Source organism: Asanoa ishikariensis, from assembly GCF_900107455.1.
Classification (GTDB): Bacteria; Actinomycetota; Actinomycetes; order Mycobacteriales; family Micromonosporaceae; genus Asanoa; species Asanoa ishikariensis.
In genome coordinates this window covers 1,688,978-1,709,285 of record NZ_FNQB01000001.1, presented here as the reverse complement: position 1 = coordinate 1,709,285, position 20,308 = coordinate 1,688,978, and the positions used below count along the sequence as shown (strand labels likewise).

General features: G+C 69.7%; 17 protein-coding genes and 2 tRNA genes. 10 read left to right on the top strand and 9 right to left on the bottom strand.

The features are described from left to right. Positions 1–15: 15 nt before the first annotated feature. Positions 16–2,046 (bottom strand): molybdopterin-containing oxidoreductase family protein, encoded by a 2,031-nt coding sequence (locus BLV39_RS08040; protein WP_090788894.1) that lies wholly within the window; start codon positions 2,044–2,046, stop codon positions 16–18. Positions 2,047–2,148: 102 nt separating this feature from the next. Between BLV39_RS08040 and BLV39_RS08035 the strand changes: the two genes are divergently transcribed. Both BLV39_RS08035 and BLV39_RS08030 read left to right on the top strand, forming a co-directional pair. After that, a complete protein-coding gene (locus tag BLV39_RS08035; protein ID WP_090788892.1) occupies positions 2,149–2,328 on the top strand; it encodes an antitoxin in 180 nt (59 codons plus the stop codon). A gap of 39 nt (positions 2,329–2,367) precedes the next feature. Beyond that, a complete protein-coding gene (locus BLV39_RS08030; RefSeq protein WP_090788890.1) occupies positions 2,368–2,754 on the top strand; it encodes an MmcQ/YjbR family DNA-binding protein in 387 nt (128 codons plus the stop codon). On the opposite strand, the gene BLV39_RS08025 is transcribed toward BLV39_RS08030, so the two are convergent. From BLV39_RS08025 to orn, 4 genes are all read right to left on the bottom strand, one after another. After that, positions 2,739–3,746 carry a glycoside hydrolase family 113 protein gene (locus tag BLV39_RS08025; RefSeq protein ID WP_090788888.1) on the bottom strand — a complete coding sequence of 336 codons (1,008 nt, stop codon included), beginning with the start codon at positions 3,744–3,746 and terminating at the stop codon, positions 2,739–2,741. The two genes, BLV39_RS08030 and BLV39_RS08025, sit on opposite strands and share 16 nt — an antisense overlap. 10 nt (positions 3,747–3,756) lie before the next feature. Then, positions 3,757–4,581 carry a hypothetical protein gene (locus BLV39_RS08020; RefSeq protein ID WP_143049677.1) on the bottom strand — a complete coding sequence of 275 codons (825 nt, stop codon included), beginning with the start codon at positions 4,579–4,581 and terminating at the stop codon, positions 3,757–3,759. A gap of 108 nt (positions 4,582–4,689) precedes the next feature. Next, positions 4,690–4,765: transfer RNA gene (locus BLV39_RS08015), tRNA-His, on the bottom strand. 85 nt (positions 4,766–4,850) lie between these two features. Beyond that, complete coding sequence (gene orn, locus BLV39_RS08010; RefSeq protein ID WP_275414269.1) at positions 4,851–5,441, bottom strand: oligoribonuclease; 591 nt, start codon at positions 5,439–5,441, stop codon at positions 4,851–4,853. A gap of 76 nt (positions 5,442–5,517) precedes the next feature. Between orn and BLV39_RS08005 the strand changes: the two genes are divergently transcribed. Further along, on the top strand, positions 5,518–6,705 hold the full coding sequence (locus BLV39_RS08005) for a glycosyltransferase 87 family protein (RefSeq protein ID WP_090788882.1): 1,188 nt from the start codon (positions 5,518–5,520) through the stop codon (positions 6,703–6,705). Positions 6,706–6,832: 127 nt separating this feature from the next. Here the strand turns inward: BLV39_RS08005 and BLV39_RS08000 are convergent, their stop codons facing one another. The 4 genes from BLV39_RS08000 to BLV39_RS07985 form a co-directional block, all read right to left on the bottom strand. Further along, positions 6,833–9,361, bottom strand: coding sequence for a hypothetical protein (locus BLV39_RS08000; protein ID WP_143049676.1), 2,529 nt, complete (start codon positions 9,359–9,361; stop codon positions 6,833–6,835). A gap of 149 nt (positions 9,362–9,510) precedes the next feature. Further along, a complete protein-coding gene (locus BLV39_RS07995; RefSeq protein WP_090788879.1) occupies positions 9,511–10,227 on the bottom strand; it encodes a YcnI family protein in 717 nt (238 codons plus the stop codon). A 12-nt stretch (positions 10,228–10,239) separates the two neighbouring features. After that, on the bottom strand, positions 10,240–11,889 hold the full coding sequence (locus BLV39_RS07990) for a copper resistance CopC/CopD family protein (protein ID WP_176984805.1): 1,650 nt from the start codon (positions 11,887–11,889) through the stop codon (positions 10,240–10,242). Then, positions 11,886–12,509 (bottom strand): zf-HC2 domain-containing protein, encoded by a 624-nt coding sequence (locus BLV39_RS07985; protein WP_275414271.1) that lies wholly within the window; start codon positions 12,507–12,509, stop codon positions 11,886–11,888. The genes BLV39_RS07990 and BLV39_RS07985 overlap by 4 nt, the downstream gene beginning before the upstream one ends. Positions 12,510–12,633: 124 nt before the next feature. Here BLV39_RS07985 and BLV39_RS07980 point away from each other — a divergent pair, with 124 nt between their 5' ends. From BLV39_RS07980 to BLV39_RS07950, 7 genes are all read left to right on the top strand, one after another. Beyond that, entirely contained in the window at positions 12,634–13,233 is a 600-nt protein-coding gene (locus tag BLV39_RS07980; RefSeq protein WP_090788875.1) for a sigma-70 family RNA polymerase sigma factor, read from the top strand. Between the two features lie 67 nt (positions 13,234–13,300). Further along, positions 13,301–13,801 carry a MauE/DoxX family redox-associated membrane protein gene (locus BLV39_RS07975; RefSeq protein ID WP_090788873.1) on the top strand — a complete coding sequence of 167 codons (501 nt, stop codon included), beginning with the start codon at positions 13,301–13,303 and terminating at the stop codon, positions 13,799–13,801. Continuing rightward, positions 13,798–14,511 (top strand): DsbA family protein, encoded by a 714-nt coding sequence (locus BLV39_RS07970; protein WP_090788871.1) that lies wholly within the window; start codon positions 13,798–13,800, stop codon positions 14,509–14,511. The genes BLV39_RS07975 and BLV39_RS07970 overlap by 4 nt, the downstream gene beginning before the upstream one ends. A 10-nt stretch (positions 14,512–14,521) precedes the next feature. Then, positions 14,522–15,685: a hypothetical protein gene (locus BLV39_RS07965; protein ID WP_176984804.1), complete on the top strand. Its 1,164-nt coding sequence runs from the start codon at positions 14,522–14,524 to the stop codon at positions 15,683–15,685. Beyond that, a complete protein-coding gene (gene bcp / locus BLV39_RS07960) occupies positions 15,682–16,152 on the top strand; it encodes a thioredoxin-dependent thiol peroxidase (RefSeq protein ID WP_089245846.1) in 471 nt (156 codons plus the stop codon). Before BLV39_RS07965 ends, bcp begins: the two co-directional genes overlap by 4 nt. Positions 16,153–16,208: 56 nt before the next feature. Continuing rightward, positions 16,209–16,283, top strand: a tRNA-Leu gene (locus tag BLV39_RS07955). 789 nt (positions 16,284–17,072) lie between these two features. Beyond that, positions 17,073–20,114: a TrlF family AAA-like ATPase gene (locus BLV39_RS07950; RefSeq protein WP_342342453.1), complete on the top strand. Its 3,042-nt coding sequence runs from the start codon at positions 17,073–17,075 to the stop codon at positions 20,112–20,114. Positions 20,115–20,308 lie beyond the last annotated feature (194 nt).

Sequence of the window (20,308 nt, the reverse complement as noted above, 5' to 3'; positions counted from 1 at the left end):
GTGCACAAGCCCCTCTCAGCAGGCCGTCACTTCGACGCGGATGTCGTGGAACGTCGGTGCGCCGCCGAGGTCGGCGTCCCGCACGGCCGTGACCGCGTTGACAGTGTTCCCGCCGGGGCTGCGCTTGGCCCAATAGGCCTTGAAGGTGAACGCGACGCCGGGCCGGGTAGTCTCGTCGACCGCGACGGCCGCGTCGAAGGAGCCGTTGGCGTTGTGAACCTTGACCGCCGCGCCGTCGGCGAGCCCACGGGCGGCCGCGTCGGCCGGGTGCAGGTGGATCCGCGGCTGGCCCATCTTCTTCTCGTGCCACGGCAGCGACGCGAAGGTGGAGTTGAGGAAGAACCGACCGGCGGGCGCGATCAACACCAGCCCGACGGTGTCCTTCTCGGCCGGCGGGGTGTAGCCGACGAGCGGGTCGACGCCGACGGCGCGCAGCGCCGGGTCGTGCAGCCGGGCGCGCCCGGTCGGGGTCGGGAAGCCGCCCTTGGCGAACGGCGCGCTGCCGACCGGAACCCCGGTGGTGCGGGCCCAGGTGCGCTCGGTCAGCTCCTCGAACGTCACCGGGCCGCCGGCCAGGTGCTGACGGACGATTTCCTCGTCGCTCTCGCGCAACCTCGGGTGGGTCAGGCCCATCGCCGCGGCGATCCGGCGGAAGATCTCGGTGTTGGGCAGTGCCTCGCCCGGCGCCGTCGTGGCCGGCAGGTTGAGTGCCGTGTAGTGGTGTCCGTACGAGCTGACCAGGTCGAGGTGCTCGGGCTGCATCGTGGCCGGCAGCACCACGTCGGCGTAGTCGCAGGTGTCGGTCCAGCGCTGCTCCAGCACGACGGTGAACAGGTCCGCGCGCAGCAGGCCGGTGCGCAGCCGGTTCTGGTCCGGCGCGGTCGCCGCCGGGTTGGTGTCGAAGACCACCAGCGAGGTCACCGGCGGGTCAGCCTCACCGGTGAGCACGGCGGCCAGGCGGCTCATGTTGATCCCGCGGGCGGACGGTTGTGGCAGGTCGGCCGGGCGCGCGACGTCGATCTCGCTGTCCGGGAAGTGCCCGGAGGTCATGCACAGCGCACCGCCTCCCGGATAGCGGAAGTCGCCGGTGACCAGCGGCAACGCGCAGATCGCCCGGATCGCCTGGCCGGCGCCGGCGTGCCGTTGCAGGCCGAGGCCGACCTTGATCGCGGTCGGCCGGCTGGTGGCGATCCGGTCGCCGAGGTCACGCAGCACCGCCGGGTCCAGCCCGCACTCGGCGGCGGCCCGCTCCACCGGCCAGTCGGCGAGCCGCTCCGCGAGCGCCGGCCAGCCGTCGACGTGGGCATCGAGCCACTCGTGGTCGACCGCGCCGGCGTCGACCACGTGCCGCATCAAGCCGAGCGCCAACGCGCCGTCGGTGCCGGGCAGCGGCGCGACATGCGCGTCGCACCGGCCGGCGGTGTCGGTGCGCAGCGGGTCGACGGCCACCACATAGGCGCCGCGCCGCTGCGCCTCCTGCACAAACGGCCACAGGTGCAAGTGCGTGGAGAGCAGGTTGGCACCCCACAGCAGGATCAGCTTGGCCTCCACGATGGACTCGGGCTCGAAGCCGACCATCCCGCCGTAGAGCGAGTCGAGCGCCGCACCGGCAGCGGCCGTGCAGATCGTGGTGCGCAGCCGGCTGGCGCCGAGGTGGGCGAACAGCCGCTGGCCCATCGTGTAGCCCTGGACCGCGCCCATCGTGCCGGCGAAGTAGTACGGCAGGACCGACTCCGGCCCGTGCCGGTCGATGCTGGCGGACAGGCCCTGCGCGACCCGGCCGAGCGCCTCGTCCCAGGTGGCCGGGCGGAAGGCGATCTGGCCGGCGCCCTTGGGGCCGACCCGGACCATCGGCTGGGTGAGCCGGTCCGGTCCGTTGACGGCGTCGAGGTAGCGGTTGACCTTGCCGCAGAGCGCGCCCCTGGTGAACGGGTGATCGGCGTCGCCGCGGATCTCGACCGCTTTGCCGTCTTCGACGGTGAGCTGCCAGACACAGGTGTCCGGGCAGTCCAGCGGGCACGCGCCGCGGTGGGTGGTTCGGGCCATGCCCGGATGCTACGTGAGCCCCAGTCGCATCATCTCTCGCATTTTTCCGCAGGTCACGGTGGGCGCCGGTTTGGCCCGCACGGGCCGGGGAAGACGGCCGGCATGGGATTCATGGACCGCATCAAGGACATGATGGGCAAGCACGACGACAAGGTTGACAAGGGCCTGGACAAGGGCGGTGACAAGCTCGACGAGCGCACCGGCGGCAAGTACAGCGACAAGACCGACAAGGGCGTCGACGAGGCACAGCGCCGCACCGGCGGCGGCGACACCATGCCCTAAGGGGCGCGCTGTCGCTCAGGGTTGCCGTACCGTTCGCGCATGGTGACCCTGGACGACGTGGCCCAACTCGCGGCGCGGCTGCCGGAGACCACCGTGGTCGACAGGCGGGGCAACCGCGCCTGGTCGGTGGCGGGCAAGGTGTTCGCCTGGGAGCGGCCGTTCAGCAAGGCCGACCTCAAGCGTTACGGCGACGAGCCGGTGCCCGAGGGCCCGATCGTCGCGACGGCGGTGGGTGACCTGGCCGAGAAGGACGCGGTGCTCGCCGCGGGCACGCCCGGCATCTTCACCATCACGCACTTCGACGGGTACGCGGCGGTGCTGATCCAGCTCTCCGAGGTCGACCTGGCCACGGTCGAGACGGCGCTGGTCGACGCCTGGTTGGCCAAGGCACCGAGCCGGCTGACCGAGGCCTACCTGGCCGGCTGACCGCCGTAGAGCGCCGCCACGGCGTGGAAGGCGAGCTTGGGCTCCCAGCCGCCGTCCGGGCGCATGGCGACCAGTCCGTACGACGCCAGGTCCAGGTCGTGCGCGGGGTCGTCGGGCCGGTGCGGCAGCTCGAAGCCGGCGAAGGTGAACCAGAACGAGCCGGCCATCCCCTCCGCCTCGAACACGGCGTCCAGCTCGTGCAGGTAGAGGACCTGCTCGGCCTCGTGCCGTTCGTAGTCCGCGGGGATCGTCCGGTCCTCGGTGACGATCGTCCAACCCAGACCGCCGCGGTCGGCCGCGCCCCGATAGGTGCAGCAGCCGAACTCGGTGACCACCACCGGACGCCCGAAGCGGTGGTACGCGCGCAGCTCCTCGGCGTACCGCGCGGCGTTGCCCTCATCGCGGTAGGCGTCGACCGAGACGATGTCGAACTGGTCCCAGTCGACCTGCTCCCAGGCACCCGACGCGTACGTGAGCCGGCCACCGAACAGCTTCCGGGCGGCGGCGACCGTCTCGCGCTGGGTGTCGCGGGCGCGCTGGAAGCCGGCCAGCAGCGGCGCCCGGCCCTCCTCGGTCGCCCAGGTCCGTGGGTCGGTCATCGTCGCCGTGCGGCCGGGCAGCCCCTCGCCCGGCACGAAACCCTTGCAGAACAACGTCATCTCACAGCCGAGCACCAGGACCACCTCGCGCTCGGTCTCGCGGCGCAGCAGTTCGGCCCGCTCGGCCGCGCCGGTCAGGTAGTCGACGAGCTCGTCGGCGCCGAGGTCGTACGGGAACGGTGAGAACCAGACGTCGAGGCCGGCCGCCGCCGCGTGCCGGCCGGCGGCGAGGATCCGGTCCGGGTCGTCGCCGGAGATCCGCACCGCCGTGGCATGCAGGTCGCCGGCGATGGCCGCCATGTCCCGGCGCACCGCGTCCTCGTCGAACACCGGCCGGGTGTGGAAGTCGTCGAGCGCCATCCCGGTGTCGTAGTTCATCCCGCGAATGTCCATGATTTCGAAGTTACGCCGCCTGGAGAGTCCAGCCGCCCTGCGCGTCGACCTCGATGACCTGTGTGTCCGCTGGGAAGGGCTGCTTGCCGCGGTAGCGGCCGATCTCGTTGACGAACAGGCCCGGCCGGTCGTCGTCGCCGTAGCCGCGGACGACGAAGTTGTCCCGGCCGGAGTGGGTGGCGGTGATCTGCCGCCCGAGTGCCTCCGCGTCGGTGACGCGGAACACGGCGGGCTTGCGCCCGGACGCCTCGCCGGTGAACGCCGGTGCCTTGCTCAGGTCGCGCAGCACGATCTTCCAGGTGCCGGTCGCGCGCACCTTGAAGCCCGCCGTGGGCCGGCGTCCTCCGCCCAGGCCGACCGGGCGGTCACCGGCGTAGTCGCCGATCGCGTTGACGATCAGGTCGACCGAGCGGCCGGCCGCGTCGACCCCTTCGACCATGAAGTTGGACGTGCCGTCGTGGGTGATCGTGGCGACATAGGCGGCGTCGGGTTCCAGCGCGACCTCGACAGTCTTGTTGCCCCGCCCACTGACCGTCACGTCACGCCCGATCACCCGGGGCGGTTCCGGCAGGCTCGGCTCCGGGGTCATCCGGGGCATCGGCTCGGCCGACTCCCACCGGTCGGACGCCGGTGCGGGCGCCGTCGCGGACGGGCGGCCGTCGCGGAAGACCAGCACGAGGCCGCCCGCGACGAGGCAGAGGACCACGACGAACACAGCCGCCGCGCCGACGAGCCACGGCCAGACCGGGGGCTGCTTCGGCGGGACGGGGCCGTAGCCGGGCGGGGGGCCGTAGCCGGGTGCGGGCGTGCCCGGCGGTGGGGGTGGCTGGGTCACCGCCGAACGGTATGACGGACCGCCCATCGGCGCTGTCCCGGAGCGATCACCGCTTGATCACAAACGAAACGGCCCGGCCGGGAAACCCGGTCGGGCCGTCGCACGAATTGGGGTGACTGACGGGATTCGAACCCGCGGCCACCGGGACCACAACCCGGTGCTCTACCAGCTGAGCTACAGCCACCATGTCGACCCGCTCCGGCAATCCGCCGGATCAGGCGCCGACTAATGATAGCCATAGCCCACCCGGTCACGTCGACAGGGTGCCGTCAGAGCTCCGCGGCGATCGCCTTCGCGGTCTCGACGTCCGGGCCGGGCAGCGGGACGAAGACCGTCCGGCGGTAGTACTCCAGCTCGCGGATGCTTTCCCGGATGTCGGCGAGCGCGCGGTGGGCCAGGCCCTTGGCCGGCTGGCCGAAGTAGACCCGCGGGTACCAGCGCCGGCACAGCTCCTTGATCGAGGAGACGTCGATCATGCGGTAGTGCAGGTGCGCGTCGAGCCGGGGCATGTCGCGGGCGAGGAAGCCGCGGTCGGTGGCGATCGAGTTGCCGCACAGCGGCGCCGTGCGCGGGTCCTTCACGTAGGTCGTGATGTAGGACAGGAGTTGGTCCTCGGCCTGTTCGAGGGTGACCGCCGACCGGCGTACCTCCTCGGTCAGCCCGGACTTGCCGTGCATCTCCCGGACCACGTCGGGCATGCCGTCGAGCTGCGCGTCGGAGGCGTGGATGACCAGATCCACCCCCTCACCCAAAACGTTCAGGTTGGGGTCGGTCACCAACGCCGCGACCTCGATCAGCGCGTCCTTGCCGAGGTCAAGCCCGGTCATCTCACAGTCGATCCAGACCAGAAGATCAGCCACGATCGACAGCCTACGCGCAGGCAAGGGCCGGTGAGCCTCCACTAGGCTGCCGGGCGTGCAGGCAGCGGCCCCACCTATGAAGATCAACCCCAGCACCGCGCGGCGGATCGCCGTGGTGATCGCGCTCACCGCCGCGGCGGTGGCGTTCATCTGGGTGTACGCGGCCCGCCGCGACTTCTTCGACCTGCGCATCTACGTGAGCGCTATGCACTGGTGGGCCGACGGCCACCCGCTCTACGACTACGCCCAGCCGGACCGGGTCCAGGGTGAGCTGTACTTCACCTATCCGCCCTTCGCCGCGCTGCTGCTCCGACCGTTCGCTCTTGTGCCGGTCGGGTTCACGATCGGGTTCTTCTGCGTCTTCACCGTCGCCGCCGTGGCGGTGGCCGCCTGGTGGCTGACCGCGCCGGTCGCCGACCGCCGCGGCCTGCCCCGCTGGCTGCTCGCCGGCCTGCTCTTCCCCGTGGCGCTGGCGGTGGAGCCGAGCCGCGAGACGTTCTTCTTCGGTCAGATCAACATGGTGCTCGTGCTGCTGATCCTGGCCGACTTCTGCCACGCCGTGCCCCGGAAGTGGTTTTGGGCCGGCGCCGGGGTCGGCCTCGCCACGGCGATCAAGCTGTTCCCGGGCATCTTCATCCTGTATTTCCTGGTCACCCGCCGCTGGCGGGAAGCGGCCGTGTCGGCCGGCACCGCGGTCGTGGCCACCCTGCTGGCGGCGGCGGTGGCCCCGCACGACTCGTGGCAGTTCTGGACGTCGTCGCTGTTCTCGACCGAGCGGGTCGGCCGCACGGATTACACGGGCAACCAGTCCTTGCAGGGTTTGCTGGCCAGGTTGGTCGCGCCCGACGAGCCCGCGAAGATCTGGTGGCTGCTGCTGGCCCTGGCGGTCACCGGATTCGGCATGTGGCGGGCGGCCCGGGCGTTCCGGGCCGGGGACGACCTCTCCGGGCTGACGCTGACCGGCCTGGTGGGGGCGCTGGTCAGCCCGATCACCTGGCCGCACCACGTGTTCTGGTTCGTGCCCGCGCTGGTCGTCCTGGTCGACTCCGGGCGGCGGCGGGACCTGGCGCTGGCCGGCGGGACCCTGGCGGTCGCCCTGTACGGCGTGAACACGTTCATCGACTGGGGCATAGACCCGGTCCCGACCCGCTCGGTCGGCGACTTCCTGCTGCGGAACCTGTACGTGCTGGCCGCGCTCGCCCTGGTAGCTCTGTTGCCGGCGCGCAGCCCAGCACCAGATACGCCCAGAATCGGACAGACCTAGCTAGTTGGCACCGGAAGGGCTAAACTGGCACTAACAGATCAAGTTCTCCCAGTTACACCGTTCCCCCGGTGAGAGCGTCCCTTCGCGTCGGCAGCGCGAAGGGACGCTCTGTTTTTCCGGGTTCTCCTTAGCTCGCCTGGTCGGTCGGGCGAGTGTTAGGCCGGCGCCGGGTCGTGGTGGGGCGCTTGGCCGCCAGTGCGGCGACCGCGGTGTGCGCCGGTCCCGCGTCGGTCGTCTCGGGCGCCGGCAACCCGGCTGCGGTCTTCCGCCGCCGCGCCTTGGCCGGCGCGGTGGTGCCGATCATTCCCCCGAAAGGAGTACCCGTCGCTGCCGGTTCAGGCTTGGCCTCGGCGACGGGCACCTCGACCGCGGCCTCCGTCTTCCGGCTCGGCGTGCGGGTCGCCTTGGCCGGCTGGGCCGTGGCTTCCGTGTCTGCGGCCTTCTTCGTGCGGGTCGTGCGGCGGGCGGGCTTGGCCGCCGCCGCCGCGTCCGGTGCCGGGTCGCCGGTCGTGCCGACAAGGGCGCCGGTCCCGACCGGAGCGCCGGCCGAGGCCGCGCCGTGCTCGGCGTCCGTCTGGTCCGCATCCGAGCCGGTCGACTCGATGACCTCCGTGCCGACCGTGGTCGGCTCCGCGCCGGCGTCGGCGACGCGCTTCTTGGCCCTCGTCGGTTTGGCGGCCTTCGGTGCGGCTGTCGCGCCGCCTGCCACCTCGGCCTCGGTCAGCAGGGCCGGTGCGGTGCCGGCGGTCGCCGCCGTCCGGCGCGGCTTGCGCTTCGCCGGCTTGGCCACCGCGGGCTCGGCCGCGGTGGCCGGCAACTCGAGGCCGGCCAACACATCGCCGGAAACCTGAGCGTCACCGGCGCTGAACGCTTGCGGCTCCACCACGTCAGCCATTCGCGGCCGCTCCGTGTCGGTCGCCGCCCCCGCGGTGGTCACCCGCCGCTCGACCACGTCCGCGATCCCCGACCGCTCCGCTTCGTCGGTCGCCGACCTGGCGGTGGTCCTGCGCCGCTCGACCATATCCGCCATCGCCGACCGCTCCGCGTCGTCGGAGGCCGGTTCGGCGATGGTCGCCTGCGGCTCGGCTACGTCCGCCGTCGCCGGTTCCTTCGCTTCTTCGGTCGCCGGTTCGGCGATGGTTGCCCGCTGCTCGGCCAGGTCCGCGATTCCCGGCTGCTCGGTGTCGTTCGATGCGGGCGTGGGCGCCTGCGTCGTCGTGGTCTGCGGGCTGGCGGCGTCCCGCGGCTGTGGTGCCGACTTGGTGCGGGTGCGGGTCGCGACGACCGGGCGGTCCGGGCTCTCCCCGGTCGGCTCGACCGCCGTGTCGACGAAGACGACCGGGCGCTTCTTCGTGGCCGTCCGCGACCCACGCTTGCCGGCCGGGCGCTCGGTGCCGTCGGTCTTGACCGAGCGCAGGTGGGCCACGCCCGGAGTCGGCGAGCCGTCCTGGTCGGCGTCCGCCTCGGCGCGGGGTGCTGGTGTGCGCGGGCCCGACTCGTTTTCGGCCTGCGTGGACCGGGTCGTCGGGATCGCGGTCGCCGCACCGGCGGGCGCGCCCGAGGTCGGCACCGACTCGACCGAAAGTTGCGCCGCCGCGGCGGTGACCGCGGGCAGACCCGCGAGCCGGGCCGCTTCGGCGCGGCGCCACGCGTTCGGTGGCGCGGGGACCTGGGCGCCGTCCGCGTCCGGAGACCAGGCCGACGGGCCGGGCTGGGCCGGCGGCCACGCGGGGCCGGGCGGCGGCGGCACGGTCTTGCCGGCGCCGGCGAGCGCGTCGGCCAGCGTCGCCGGGCGACCCGGCGTGCTGTCGGAGGGCCACTCGGGCCAGGAACCGTCGGCCGGGCGGGGCTCGTCGCCGGCCAGCACCGGGAGCGGTTCGGACACCTCGGCCGCGGGCAGCGCCGGCCAGACCGGCGGCGGACCGGCCGGGCCCTCGAGCCCACTGAGCCGGGCGGAGACTTCCGGGACCTGGCTCGGGTCGACCACGAAGACCACCTCGCGCGACCGGACCGGCCAGGCCAGCGCGACGATCCCGGAGGCGAGCAGCAGTGCGCCGAGGGCGACCAGGGTCCAGGTGGCGGGTACGAGCCAACCGGGTGTCGCGGACGCCCGCACGTCGACGGTCAGGCCGGGTGTCGCGTCGACCCGCATGATGACCAGGCTGACCTCGCGCCCGTCGACCTCGTCGGCGGTCCATTCGAGCGTGCCGCTGCCCTGACGGGTCCAGAACGACTGGCTGCCGGGCGCCACGTCGGACGCGGCGGGGCCGGCCAGCCCCTGTGCGTCGACCGGCGCGATCCGCACCGGCAGGTCGCCGCGGGCGACGGTGACCGCGTCGACCCGGGAGTACGCCGCACCGGCCAGGTACGCGCGCACCTCGGCGGCGGGCGCGAGGCCGAGGAAGGTCTCCCCCGGGACGGTCAACCGCATCCGGGTGTCGCCGGCGCGGACGAACGCGGCGTCCTCACGGAGCAGGGTGTCGACGTCGGGCACGACGATCGCGCGCCCGGCCGTGGATACCTGTTCCAGGGAGCCACTGAACGCGCCGCCCGCGTCCCGATGTTGCATGAGTGTCCACAGTGCACCGCCGACCAGCAGCACCGGCAGTCCGATGGTCAGCAACACCAGACCGGCGACCGTGCGTACGACCCGCATCAGCGTCTCCCCCTTGATCGCGTTACCGGACAAACTGTACCCAACGTGACGATCCGAACACACGACGCAGATGGCGCGGCACGCGGACAAAGAAAAACCCGCCGGTCCGGGGACAAGCCCAGGACCGGCGGGTTTCGCCGGAAAACGAGTTACGAGGCGGACGACGACCGCGCGCGCATGAACGCGAGACCACCGAGCACCAGCCCGAGCACACCGGCGACCAGACCGGCGATGCCGAGGCCGGTCGCCGTGCCCGACGAAGAGTCGTCGGACGACGAGGCGACGGCGGCAACGGTCGGCCCGGTGGTCGGAGCGGCCTCGTCGGCCGCAGCAGCCAGCTTCAGCACCGGCGCCGGGTGCTCCGGCTCCTCGCCACCCTCGACCGGCTCGTCGATCCAGCGGGAGATCTCGCCGTCCGAGTACGTCTGGAGGACCTTGAAGATCATCTGGTCCTTCTCGGGCAGCGGGCCCATCGAGACCGGGAACTCCTGGAACTCACCCGGCTTGACCCCGCCACCGGCCGCCGCGGTGAAGGTCAGCTTCCCGACCACCTCGGTCACCTGGCTGCCGTGCACCGTCAGCGGCGTCGCGAGCGTGCGCTTCTCGACGGCCACCGTCCAACCCGGAACCGGCATCGTCGACACCGAGGCCACCGGCGCGTCCTCGGGCAGGTTCACCTCGAGCTTCACGGTCGACGCCGTGTCGCTCTCGTTGGGCACCCGGAAAGCCACGCGGCCGTACCCGCCCTGCGTGGCTTCCTTCGGGTTGACGGTGACGTGCGCGAACGCGGGTCCGGCGACGCCGAGGGCGACCACGACGGCGCCGACGCTGAGGGCGGCGGCCTTGGCCAGCCGGCTGCGAATCATTGGTGAGCCTTCCTACGTGACAGGCACGGTGGCGGTCACCGTGCCCTGGTCGATGTCGGATATCCGGACGGTGAACTTGAGCTCCCACTGCCCGGTTCGGGGAAGCTGGATCGCACCGCTGGCGTGGGTGGGCGCGAGGCCCAGCAACGGGATGTCGATGGCCTCGATGCCCGCCGAGGGCAACGACGCGGTGCCCGTCCACTCGACGACCACCTGCGGCTGGTTGTCCTTCGTGTACGCGTACAGGTGGATGTCGTTGTTGCCCTGCTTGGCGGGATCGACCTCGACCTGGAGGTTGAACTTCGGGCTGGTCGTGATCATGGCCGAGTAGTAGCCGGGCTGTTCCGCGCCCGCGGTGGCCGTGGCCGACGCGGTGCGGGCCGGCGTGGTCTGCACCAGCACCGAGGTCAGCGCGAGCACGACGGCGATGCCGGCGATCTCGATCAGGACGGCCTTGCGCAACGGGCGCGGGTCGTCCGGCTCCGCGTGCTTGCGGACCTGGTTGCGGGAGAACGCGGCCACGCCGAGCACCACGGCGAAGAGCACGACCTTGGCGATGATCAGTTGCCCGTACGTCGTCGAGTACAGCGCCTTGATCGTCGAGACCTCGACCAAAGCCTGCACGACCCCCGCGAGGAAGAGCGCGGTCACCGCGAGCGTCGCCCAGCGCGACCAGACCGGCAGGATCGCGCCGAGCTCGCGTGGCGCCGCCTGGCGGAAGAGGAAGGCGAACAGCATGACCAGCCCGCCCAGCCAGACCGCCATGCCGGCGAGGTGGGCCATGTCGACCACGACCGAGACCGCCGGCACCGGGGACGCACCCGGGTGGCCGGAGATGGGCCAGGTGGCCAGCCCGATCACGCCGAGCACGACGAGCAGCGCGCGGTCCGCGACCCCGCTGCGGCCGGACAGCAGCGGGCGGAGCAGGAAGGCCGCGGCCGCCAGCACGCCGAGCCGGATCAGGTGCGCGGTGCCGTACGTGCTGCCGAGCACGTCCCGCAACGCGCTGCCGTCGAAGTAGCTGCCACCCGTCGTGTAGGGCGCCTGGAGGAACAGCTCACCTACCGTGGAAAGCCCGACGAGCCCGAGTCCGAGCCAGGCGAGCCGGCTCGGTGCGGCGCGGGACAGTCGGCGCGGCCAGAGCAGTGCGAGCACCATGGCCGGGCCGACCAGCAGCACCAGGCCGGCGTACCCGAGGTATTTGACGATCGGGAACGCGATCTTGAGGAAGGTGCTCTCCTCGATCGCGGGTGCGTTGCTGTCGGTCGGCGCGGCCGACGGCTCGCCGACCGAGTACGTGAAGGCACCGGCGATCGGGTGGCTGTCCGCCGAGATCACCCGGTAGTTGACCAGGTAGGTGCCGTTGGCGCCGCCCGACTTCAGCGGGATCCGGACAGAGGCGTCGGCGAACACCGGCGCACCGGTGTCGGCGCGCGAACCGTCCGGCGCCACCACGTGGATCTTGTCCGGTACCTGCCGGACACCCTCGCTGAAGGTCAGCACGACCTCGGGCGGAGCGGCCGGGACGATCGAGTTGGCGGCGGGGCTGGTGCTCTCCAGCACCGCGTGCGCGCTGGCCGGTGCCGCGGGGGCGAGGAAGAGTGCCGCCCAGCCGACGACCAGCGCGGCGACGATGACGAGCCGCGAGACGACCTTGCTCACCCGCGACCTGCCGCGGCCGCGGTGGTCAGCGGGGTGTTCCGGTAGGCGCCGCGGCCCAGTGCCCACAGCGCGGCGGCCTGCACGACGGCGGCCAGGTGGCCGATCTCGTGGACGGCGGCGGCGCGCCCACCCGCCACGTCGACGGCGCTGGTGACGGCCAGGCAGAGGGCCAGGACGATGGCGATGGGCAGCAGCGCGCGGGCCCGCTCGGGGCGCAGCGCGGCGAGCGCGAAGCCGACGGCGAGCGCGATGTCGAAGCACGCCATCTCCCGGGTGGCGTGTGCGCCGACCGCGCCCTCGGCGCCGAACAGCGCCGGCGCGGCGGAGACGAGCTGGGCGAGGGCGAGCACGCCGACCGCGATCCGCAGCACCTGGCGGCGACCGGCGGGTTCGTCGGACCGCCGGCGCTCGTCGGCCGCGACCGCGGCGAGCACGCTCGCGGTCAGGTCCGGAGCCGTCGCCGGGGTGGCGCTGACCAGGCGGTCGAGCCGCTGCGCGCTGGTCAGCCAGGCCCGGCACCCGGCACAGGTGGCGGTATGCGCGTCGATCTCCGCGGTGGGGATCGACACCGCCTCCCCATCGAGGCGCGCTGACAGCGCTCCCCGGACGTGCTCGCACATCATGGTCAGGTAGTCGTTCGCGAGCAGTGATTGGTTCCCGGCAATCTCCCAGGTTGGGGTGGTGCTCGACACGGCGTCCGTGGCGCAGCCGCGAGAAGGGGTCGGGCGCGTACATTGGGTTGCCGTGATACCCGCCCAGCGCGCGCCCGAGGCCGTGCCCTCCGCGAGCGTCGGCATCGATCTTGACGCCGCTACCCGCTGGGCGCTCGCCGCGCGAGGCGGTGACCCGGTGGCACAGGCCGCGTTCGTCCGCGCGACGCAGACCGAGGTCTGGCGGCTCGCCGCGGCTCTGGTCGATCCGGACGCCGCGGACGACCTGGCACAGGAGACCTATCTGCGGGCGTTCCGGGCACTGCCCGACTTCGAGGGACGATCCAGCGTCCGCACCTGGCTGCTCGGCATCACCCGCCGGGCCTGCGCCGACCACCTGCGCTCGGTCGTCCGCCGCCGGCGGCTGCGGTCGCGACTGGAGGCGCATCCGGAGCCCGAGCGCTCGGTGATGGCCAGCGCGGAGCCGGACCCGGCCCAGCGCTTCGCCAGCACGGAACTGCTGCGCAAGCTGCCCGCCGACCGCCGGAGCGCGTTCATCCTCACCCAGCTCATCGGCCTCTCCTACACCGAGGCGGCAGAGGTGGAAGGGGTGCCGGTCGGCACGATCCGGTCGCGGGTCGCGCGTGCCCGGGCGGAGCTCGTAGCTGTGCTGGACGAGGCGGGCACAAGCTGAGTCCCAGCTATCAGAAAACTGGGAAAAAGCTGAGCATTGGAACCTTTGCACGATACGGGGCGACTATATGAGCGTGACGACGTTGACTAGTGGCGTGACCTGGCCGGGCCTGCGGCCGTGGTTAGGCACTCTCGTGCGGCTCGGCCTGGCGGCCGTCTGGCTGTTCGCCGGCGCCGCCAAAGTGGGTGACCTAGCCGGCTCGGGGCGCGCGGTCAACGCGTACCAGGTGATGCCCTTTGAAGTTGCCAAGGTCATCGGGGCCGCCCTGCCGTTCGTCGAGATCGCCCTCGGCGTGCTGCTCGTGGTCGGTCTCGCCACCCGCGCGGCCGCCGCCATCTCGTCCGCGCTGCTCCTGGTCTTCATCGCCGGCATCTCGTCCGCGTGGGCACGCGGACTGTCCATCGACTGCGGCTGCTTCGGCTCGGGGGGCCAACTCGCCGCGGGTCAGAGTCCCAGTTACGCGCCTGAGATCGCGCGCGACATCGGCTTCCTGGTCCTAGCCGCATTCCTTCTCGTCTGGCCCCGCACCCGGTTGTCCATCGACAGGTGGCTGGAGGGCACGACATGAGCAAACGTCGACAAGACAAGAGCGCCGCCAAGGTCGTCCGCAAACAGCTCGCGGCCGAACGTCGCCGCAAGCGCACGTTGTGGGTCTCGATCGCGGCGGTGGCCATCCTGGTGATCGCCGGGCTGATCGGGTGGGGGGTCTACCAGAGCCAGCGCTCCGACGCCGGCCCGCTGGTCGCGCCCGCCTCGGCCACCACCACCAGCGGGGAGACGCTCGGCAACGGCCCGGTGCAGGTCCAGCTCTACGAGGACTTCATCTGCCCGCACTGCAAGGACTTCGAGGCCACCAGCGGTTCGGCGATCACCGACCTGGTCAACGACGGCAAGATCAAGGTCACCTACAACACGGTGGCGTACCTGGACCCGGCGTCGACCACCGAGTACTCGACCCGTTCGGCCGCGGCCGCCGCGTGTGCCGCCGACGGCGGGAAGTTCAAGGAGTACCACGACGCCCTGTACGCCCAGCAGCCCGCCGAGGGCAGCGCGGGCCTGTCCAACAGCCAGTTGATCTCGATCGGCACCGGCATGGGCCTCAACCAGGGCAGCTTCGGTCAGTGCATCGACTCGGGCCGCTACAAGCCATGGGTCGCCTCGATCACCGACGCGGCGGCGAAGGCCGGCGTCACCGGCACACCGACCGTCGTGGTCAACAACCAGGTGATCCCGAACCCGACGCCGGACGCGATCGTCGCTGCCGTGAACGCGGCGTAGGGTCTCCACGGTGCGGGTGCTGGCTTTTGCTCTTGCTCTTGGCGGGGCTGCGGTGATGGTGTCCGCTTCGCCGGCCTGGGCGCACGGCGCGGACGCACCGGACGGCACCGACTACCGCACGGTGGTGACGGCGGTCAGCCCGGCGGCGACGGGACTTCGCGTCCGCGCGGTCGAGGCCGGCGCCCGGTTGGAGCTCACCAACGACACGGGTACGACGGTCGAGGTGCTCGGCTACCAGAACGAGCCTTACCTGGAGGTACGGCCGGACGGGGTGTACGAGAACGTGCACTCCCCGGCCGTCTACCTCAACGCCACGCTGACCGGTGAGGCCACGCTGCCACCCATGGCCGACCCGACACTGCCCCCGACCTGGCGCCAGGCGTCGACGGTGCCGGTGGTCCGCTGGCACGACCACCGCTCGCACTGGATGCTCTCGACCCCGCCGCCGTCGGTGGCCGCCGCCCCGACCCGACCGCAGCGGGTCCGGGACTGGGTGGTGCCGCTGCGCGTGGACGGGGTCCACACGCTCGAGGTGCGCGGCACACTCGACTGGGTGCCGCCGCCGTCGGGCGCGCTCTGGTGGACCTGGGTGGTCGTGGCCGCCTTGGCGGTGGCCTTCCTAGGGCTCATCGGTCGGCTGCGCCGGTTGGCCTCTTCTCTGACTGTGCGCTCTGCTCCTTTGCCTGGCGCGCCGGCCCGGTGGGTGCTCCCTGCGCTGGCATCGGTGGCGGTCGTCGGCGGCGTGGCCGCGGTGGTCTACTCGGTCGGCCGGGAGGTCGACGCCGGCAACTCCGGTTTCGGCACGGTGCTCGGCGGGCTGTTCGCGGGCCAGATCTGGCCGGTGCTGACGGGCCTGGCGGCGGTGGCCGCGGCGGTGTTCGCTTTGACGCGCCGGCCGGCCGCCGACTTCGCACTGGCGCTGGCCGGAGTGTGCGTGGCCATCTTCGCCGGGGTCAGCAACGCGGCGGCGTTCACCAACGGAGTCGTACCCGTGCCGTGGTCGGGCTTCTTCGGCCGGCTCCTGGTAGCAGTGGTCATCGCCGCCGGCGCCGGTGTGGCCGGCGCGGCCGCGCTCCGGATGCGGGCGTCGGCGGAGCGCCCACCGCTGCCCGCGGCCCGCCGCCCCGCGCACGACGAGACCTCCGGGTCGCCGGCGGTAGAGTCGGGCGCATGACCGAACGCCTGAGCCCCGGCGACGAGGCACCGAACTTCGCCCTGCCCACCGACACCGGCGACACGCTCACGCTCGCCGACCTGCGCGGCAAGAAGGTGGTCCTCTACGCGTACCCGGCGGCGATGACACCCGGTTGCACCAAGCAGGCGTGCGACTTCCGTGACTCGCTGGCGTCGCTGCAGGCCGCGGGCTACGAGGTCGTCGGCATCTCCCCGGACAAGCCGGCAAAACTGGCGAAGTTCCGCGAACACGACGCGCTCACCTTCCCGCTGGTGTCCGACGAGGACAAGAAGGTGCTGACCGCGTACGGGGCCTGGGGCGAGAAGCAGTCCTACGGCCGCACCATCACCGGCGTGATCCGGTCGACCTTCGTGATCGACGAGAAGGGTCGCATCGAGCACGCCCTGTACAACGTCAAAGCCACGGGCCACGTCGCCAAGCTGCGCCGCGACCTGGGACTCGACTAGCAAGCCGTACGTTCGTACGCCAGAATGTCGTGGGCGCACGCGCTGGTGCGCGCCCCGGGGTCGTAGCCCAATTGGCAGGAGGCAAACGGTTTAGGTCCGTTTCAGTGCGGGTTCGAGTCCCGCCGACCCCACAAATCCCTGCCCAAACCCTGTCCGCTGCGCGGCCAGGGTTTGGGTGGGGATTTGTCATTCCTATTCCGGGGGCGACCCCCGGACGCCCCACGGTTTGGTGGGCGCGGTGCGTGTGGGCGCGAGGCAGACCCAACGCCCGCGTTGGGTCTGCCTCGCCGGCCGGCATCGGGGCCGTCGGTCGATAGATCAACAGCCCTCGAAGGCGGGTTCGAGCCCCGCTGGCTCCACCCAATGACTTGATCTCGCTCTTAACCTGCGGATACGTGGTTCGCATGACAGGAAATCGTCGCTCGTATGTGGCGGTGTGCGAACCGGGGTGCGGTCCACCACCGCCTCCGCCGTGCGCGGCCCGCGCGAGGTCAGACCCGCGCTGTGCCGACGGCACGGGTGGAAGTCGGGCAGAAGCGGATGCCGCCGGACCGTCAAAGTCGGCGCTGCCCGCACCAACGCCCTCCGCTCACCGGCTCGGGACAGCAGCGGCCTCGACGGCACGAGAGTCTCGTTACAGAGAGACTTTCGCCTTAACGGCTAATAATTCAGCCGAATGCTCGATCTTTCGTGGAGCGATCGAACGCTGGCGTTTGCCACCCTCGACCAACTGCGTGGCCACCAGAGTGGTGAAACCTCTAGGGACAACACCAGCGATGCTCGTAATTATACGAGTCTCTTTCACTAATTCTCGGAGCAACACGCATATAAAGCGCAAAATGGACATGGCGGATGCGGCGGTTGCCGAGGTGATAGAACCGATCTCGCTTTATGTGACGTAAGCAAAGGGGCCGAAGACGTTGTTCGAGCGCGGGACCGAGTGGCGGATGTGGGATCTTCATGTGCATACGCCGGAATCCCTCCATCATCGCTACAGTGGCGCTGACCCCTGGGATCGATTTCTCACCGAACTCGCGGCACTCCCGCCCGATCTCAGCGTCATCGGGATCAACGACTATTGGTTTCTCGACGGCTACGAACGCGTTCGTCGGGAGTTCGAATCAGGCCACCTGCCGAATTTGGCGGCGGTTTTCCCCGTACTGGAGATTCGGTGCGACAATTTCGGTGGCACCGAGGGAAAACTTCGAAGGATCAACCTCCACTTCATCTGCGATCCGGGACTGCAGGTTGAGGTGATCAAGACTCAGTTGATTGGGCCGCTGCGGCCGACCTACCGGCTCCACGACGACGACCCGTATCAGGAGTGGAGTCAAGCGGTAAGCCTTGAGTCCATGGAGGACCTCGGCGCAAAGATCAAAGGGCAAGTGCCGAAATCGGAATTGTCACGCTTCGGAAGCAATAGGCAGGAAGGGTTCAACAGCATCTGTGTGCCGTTCGATCGAGCCGTGGATGCGGTCAGGCATAACACATTGCTTGAATCCCGCGTAATTCTCGCCGTCGGAAAGACCGAATGGGCTTCCATCAAATGGAATGATCAGTCGATCGCCACCAAAAAGACACTCCTGAACACGGCGGACGCCGTCTTCACAGCAGCAGCCAGTCGAGATGAATTTGTGGCGAGCCGTCTTGCCCTCACGGAGAAGCGTGTGAACAGCAAACTAATCGATTGCAGCGACGCTCACACATGGACGGCCAGCTCGGAAAAGGATCGCCTCGGGAACTGCCTGACGTGGATCAACGCCGACCCAACCTTCAAGGGTCTTCGCCACGCGCTACGTGAATACGACGATCGCGTGACAGTCGCTCCGCGGCCGACGGTCCTCGACCGCCTAGCCACTAAGCCTGACTCGATCATCGATCGAGTCAGCATTCGAAAGAGGGGCAACCGGGCCGAAGGCCATTCGCTGTTTGGCTGCGAAGTCCCACTCAACCCCGGTTTCACCGTCGTACTTGGCAACAAAGGCCAGGGCAAGTCAGCGTTGCTAGATGTCATAGCTGCCTCAGCCAACAGCGATCGGCACGACGACTTTTCCTTCCTGACGGACACACGGTTCCTACGCAACCGTGGCCGGGAAGCACGCGAGTACGAGGCCGTCCTGGAATGGCAAGATGGCACGTCACGCGAGATCCTGCTCGACCAGGCGTTTGTTCCGAGCGAGCCAGTTCGCGTCGACTACCTGCCACAGTCTCTCATCGAGCGCGTCTGCTCGGCCGACCCGGACAGCGTCGAAAAGCGGCAGTTCGAGCGCGAGATCGAGCAGGTCGTCTTTCGGCATGTGCCTGCCACTGACCGCGGAGATGCAGTGTCCCTCCGCGACTTCGTCGACCGACAATCAAAGTATTCGCGGGAGAAGCTTGCAACCGCCCGGGGGCGTCTGCATGCGGCGGCCACGACGGTGATCGATTTGGAAACCGACCAGGGTCGGCTGCTGGCGCTGGATCTCGACAGTCGACTAGCCGTTGTTCAGGAGCAGATAGCTGCCGTCGAGGCGCAGATCGGAATCCTGAAGACCTCGCTAGACGAACGGCATCGACTCGCTGGAACAGTCACCGAAGATCTCTCGAAGCGCCGTGACGAGTCTGTGCGTCGGCGTGACGGTCTGCAAATTGCACAGAAGAAGCTCACGAAGCTAATCGCCGAGTCCACCAGCCGGTTGCGAAGTATCAATGATGTTCGTAGGCGACTGGTGGACGCTGTTAAGGTTGCGGAAGGGCATGCCAACAGTCTGGCGCCTCTCCTTGACGTTGATGTTGCAGCTTTCTTCCAGTCGACGATCAGCCACGATTTGCTCGACCGGTCGGTTCGAGATATCGAGGAACAACGTCGAACACGGCAGTCGGAGCTAGGGGATCCGACGGTCGGGATCATCGTGCAAACCACAACGGCGAGTCGAGAGATCGCAGAAATTGACGAGAAGCTCCGGGAACACGCTGCTGGGACCGAAGCGGACCTCGCCGTGCTGGCTGACTTAGACGAACGGCGGCTGCACTTGATCGGAGACGCAAGCAAGGCCGATTCGATGCTCGGGTTACAAGCTCTCGTGGCGCAGCGCGACACGATCCCGCAGCAGTATGCTGCCGCACGCGCCCAGCTTCGGGCCTCGTTTCAGGAGGTACACGACGCCTTCATGGAGATCTTTGGCGCCCAACGCGAGGCGTATGCCGGTGCAACCGAGTTTGTTGCCGGTAGTGAACTGTGTCAGCAGGTAGGTTTGGAGTTTGGAGTTGAGCTTAGACCTCGCGACTTCTTGATCTCATGGATCGAAATGGTGAACAGGCAAAGGCTCGGCGAGTTCCCTGAGGTCGCCGATGCTGGTGATCGCGACGTCCTCCTTGACGGAGCCGATCTGAGTTCTGCCGATGGGCTCTTTAGCGCTCTCCACAGGATCGAAGCCCGGCTTGCATCTGAGAAGGGCGCAAACGACGGATCCTCGAGAACGCTTTCGTCGATCATGCGCTCTGCGCACAAGGCCGATGACCTGCTCTCAGCGCTCTACGGGCTGCGCTGGCTGGACGGCCAGTACGTGATCCGGTCCTCGGGACGCGAACTGTCTGAACTTTCACCAGGCCAGCGGGGTCTTGTACTTCTCATGTTCTACCTGCTGGTCGACGCCTCGGATCGCCCGCTCCTGCTCGACCAGCCAGAGGAAAATCTTGACAACCAGACTGTGCGTCACCTCCTCATCCCGGCCCTCCGGAGTGCGATTGCACGCAGGCAAGTGGTGGCAGTTACGCACAACCCAAACCTGGCCATCGTTGGCGACGCTGATCAGTTGATCACGGCGACCTTTGCAGAAGGATCCTTCAGATACTCGTCGGGATCGCTGGCTCACCACGGCATCGGCATGCAAACGATTGACGTGTTGGAAGGGACCCGCGAGGCGTTCGATAATCGCGAACTGAAATACGATCACGTCGTCGGCCACGCAGACGATACATAGTTTACTGATCGAACCCGGACGCCTGCGGTCACGTGCTGCGTTCAGCGGGTGTTGCTTGGTTATTTGCCAGCGAGCACCCACATCGGCATGAGAGTGCGTTGCGGCTAAGGCCTGCGGAGCGACATGAAGCGTCGCGGCTCACCGTCACAGACCAAGCCAGTGAGCCATGCCGCGGCCGCGACCACTAGATCACC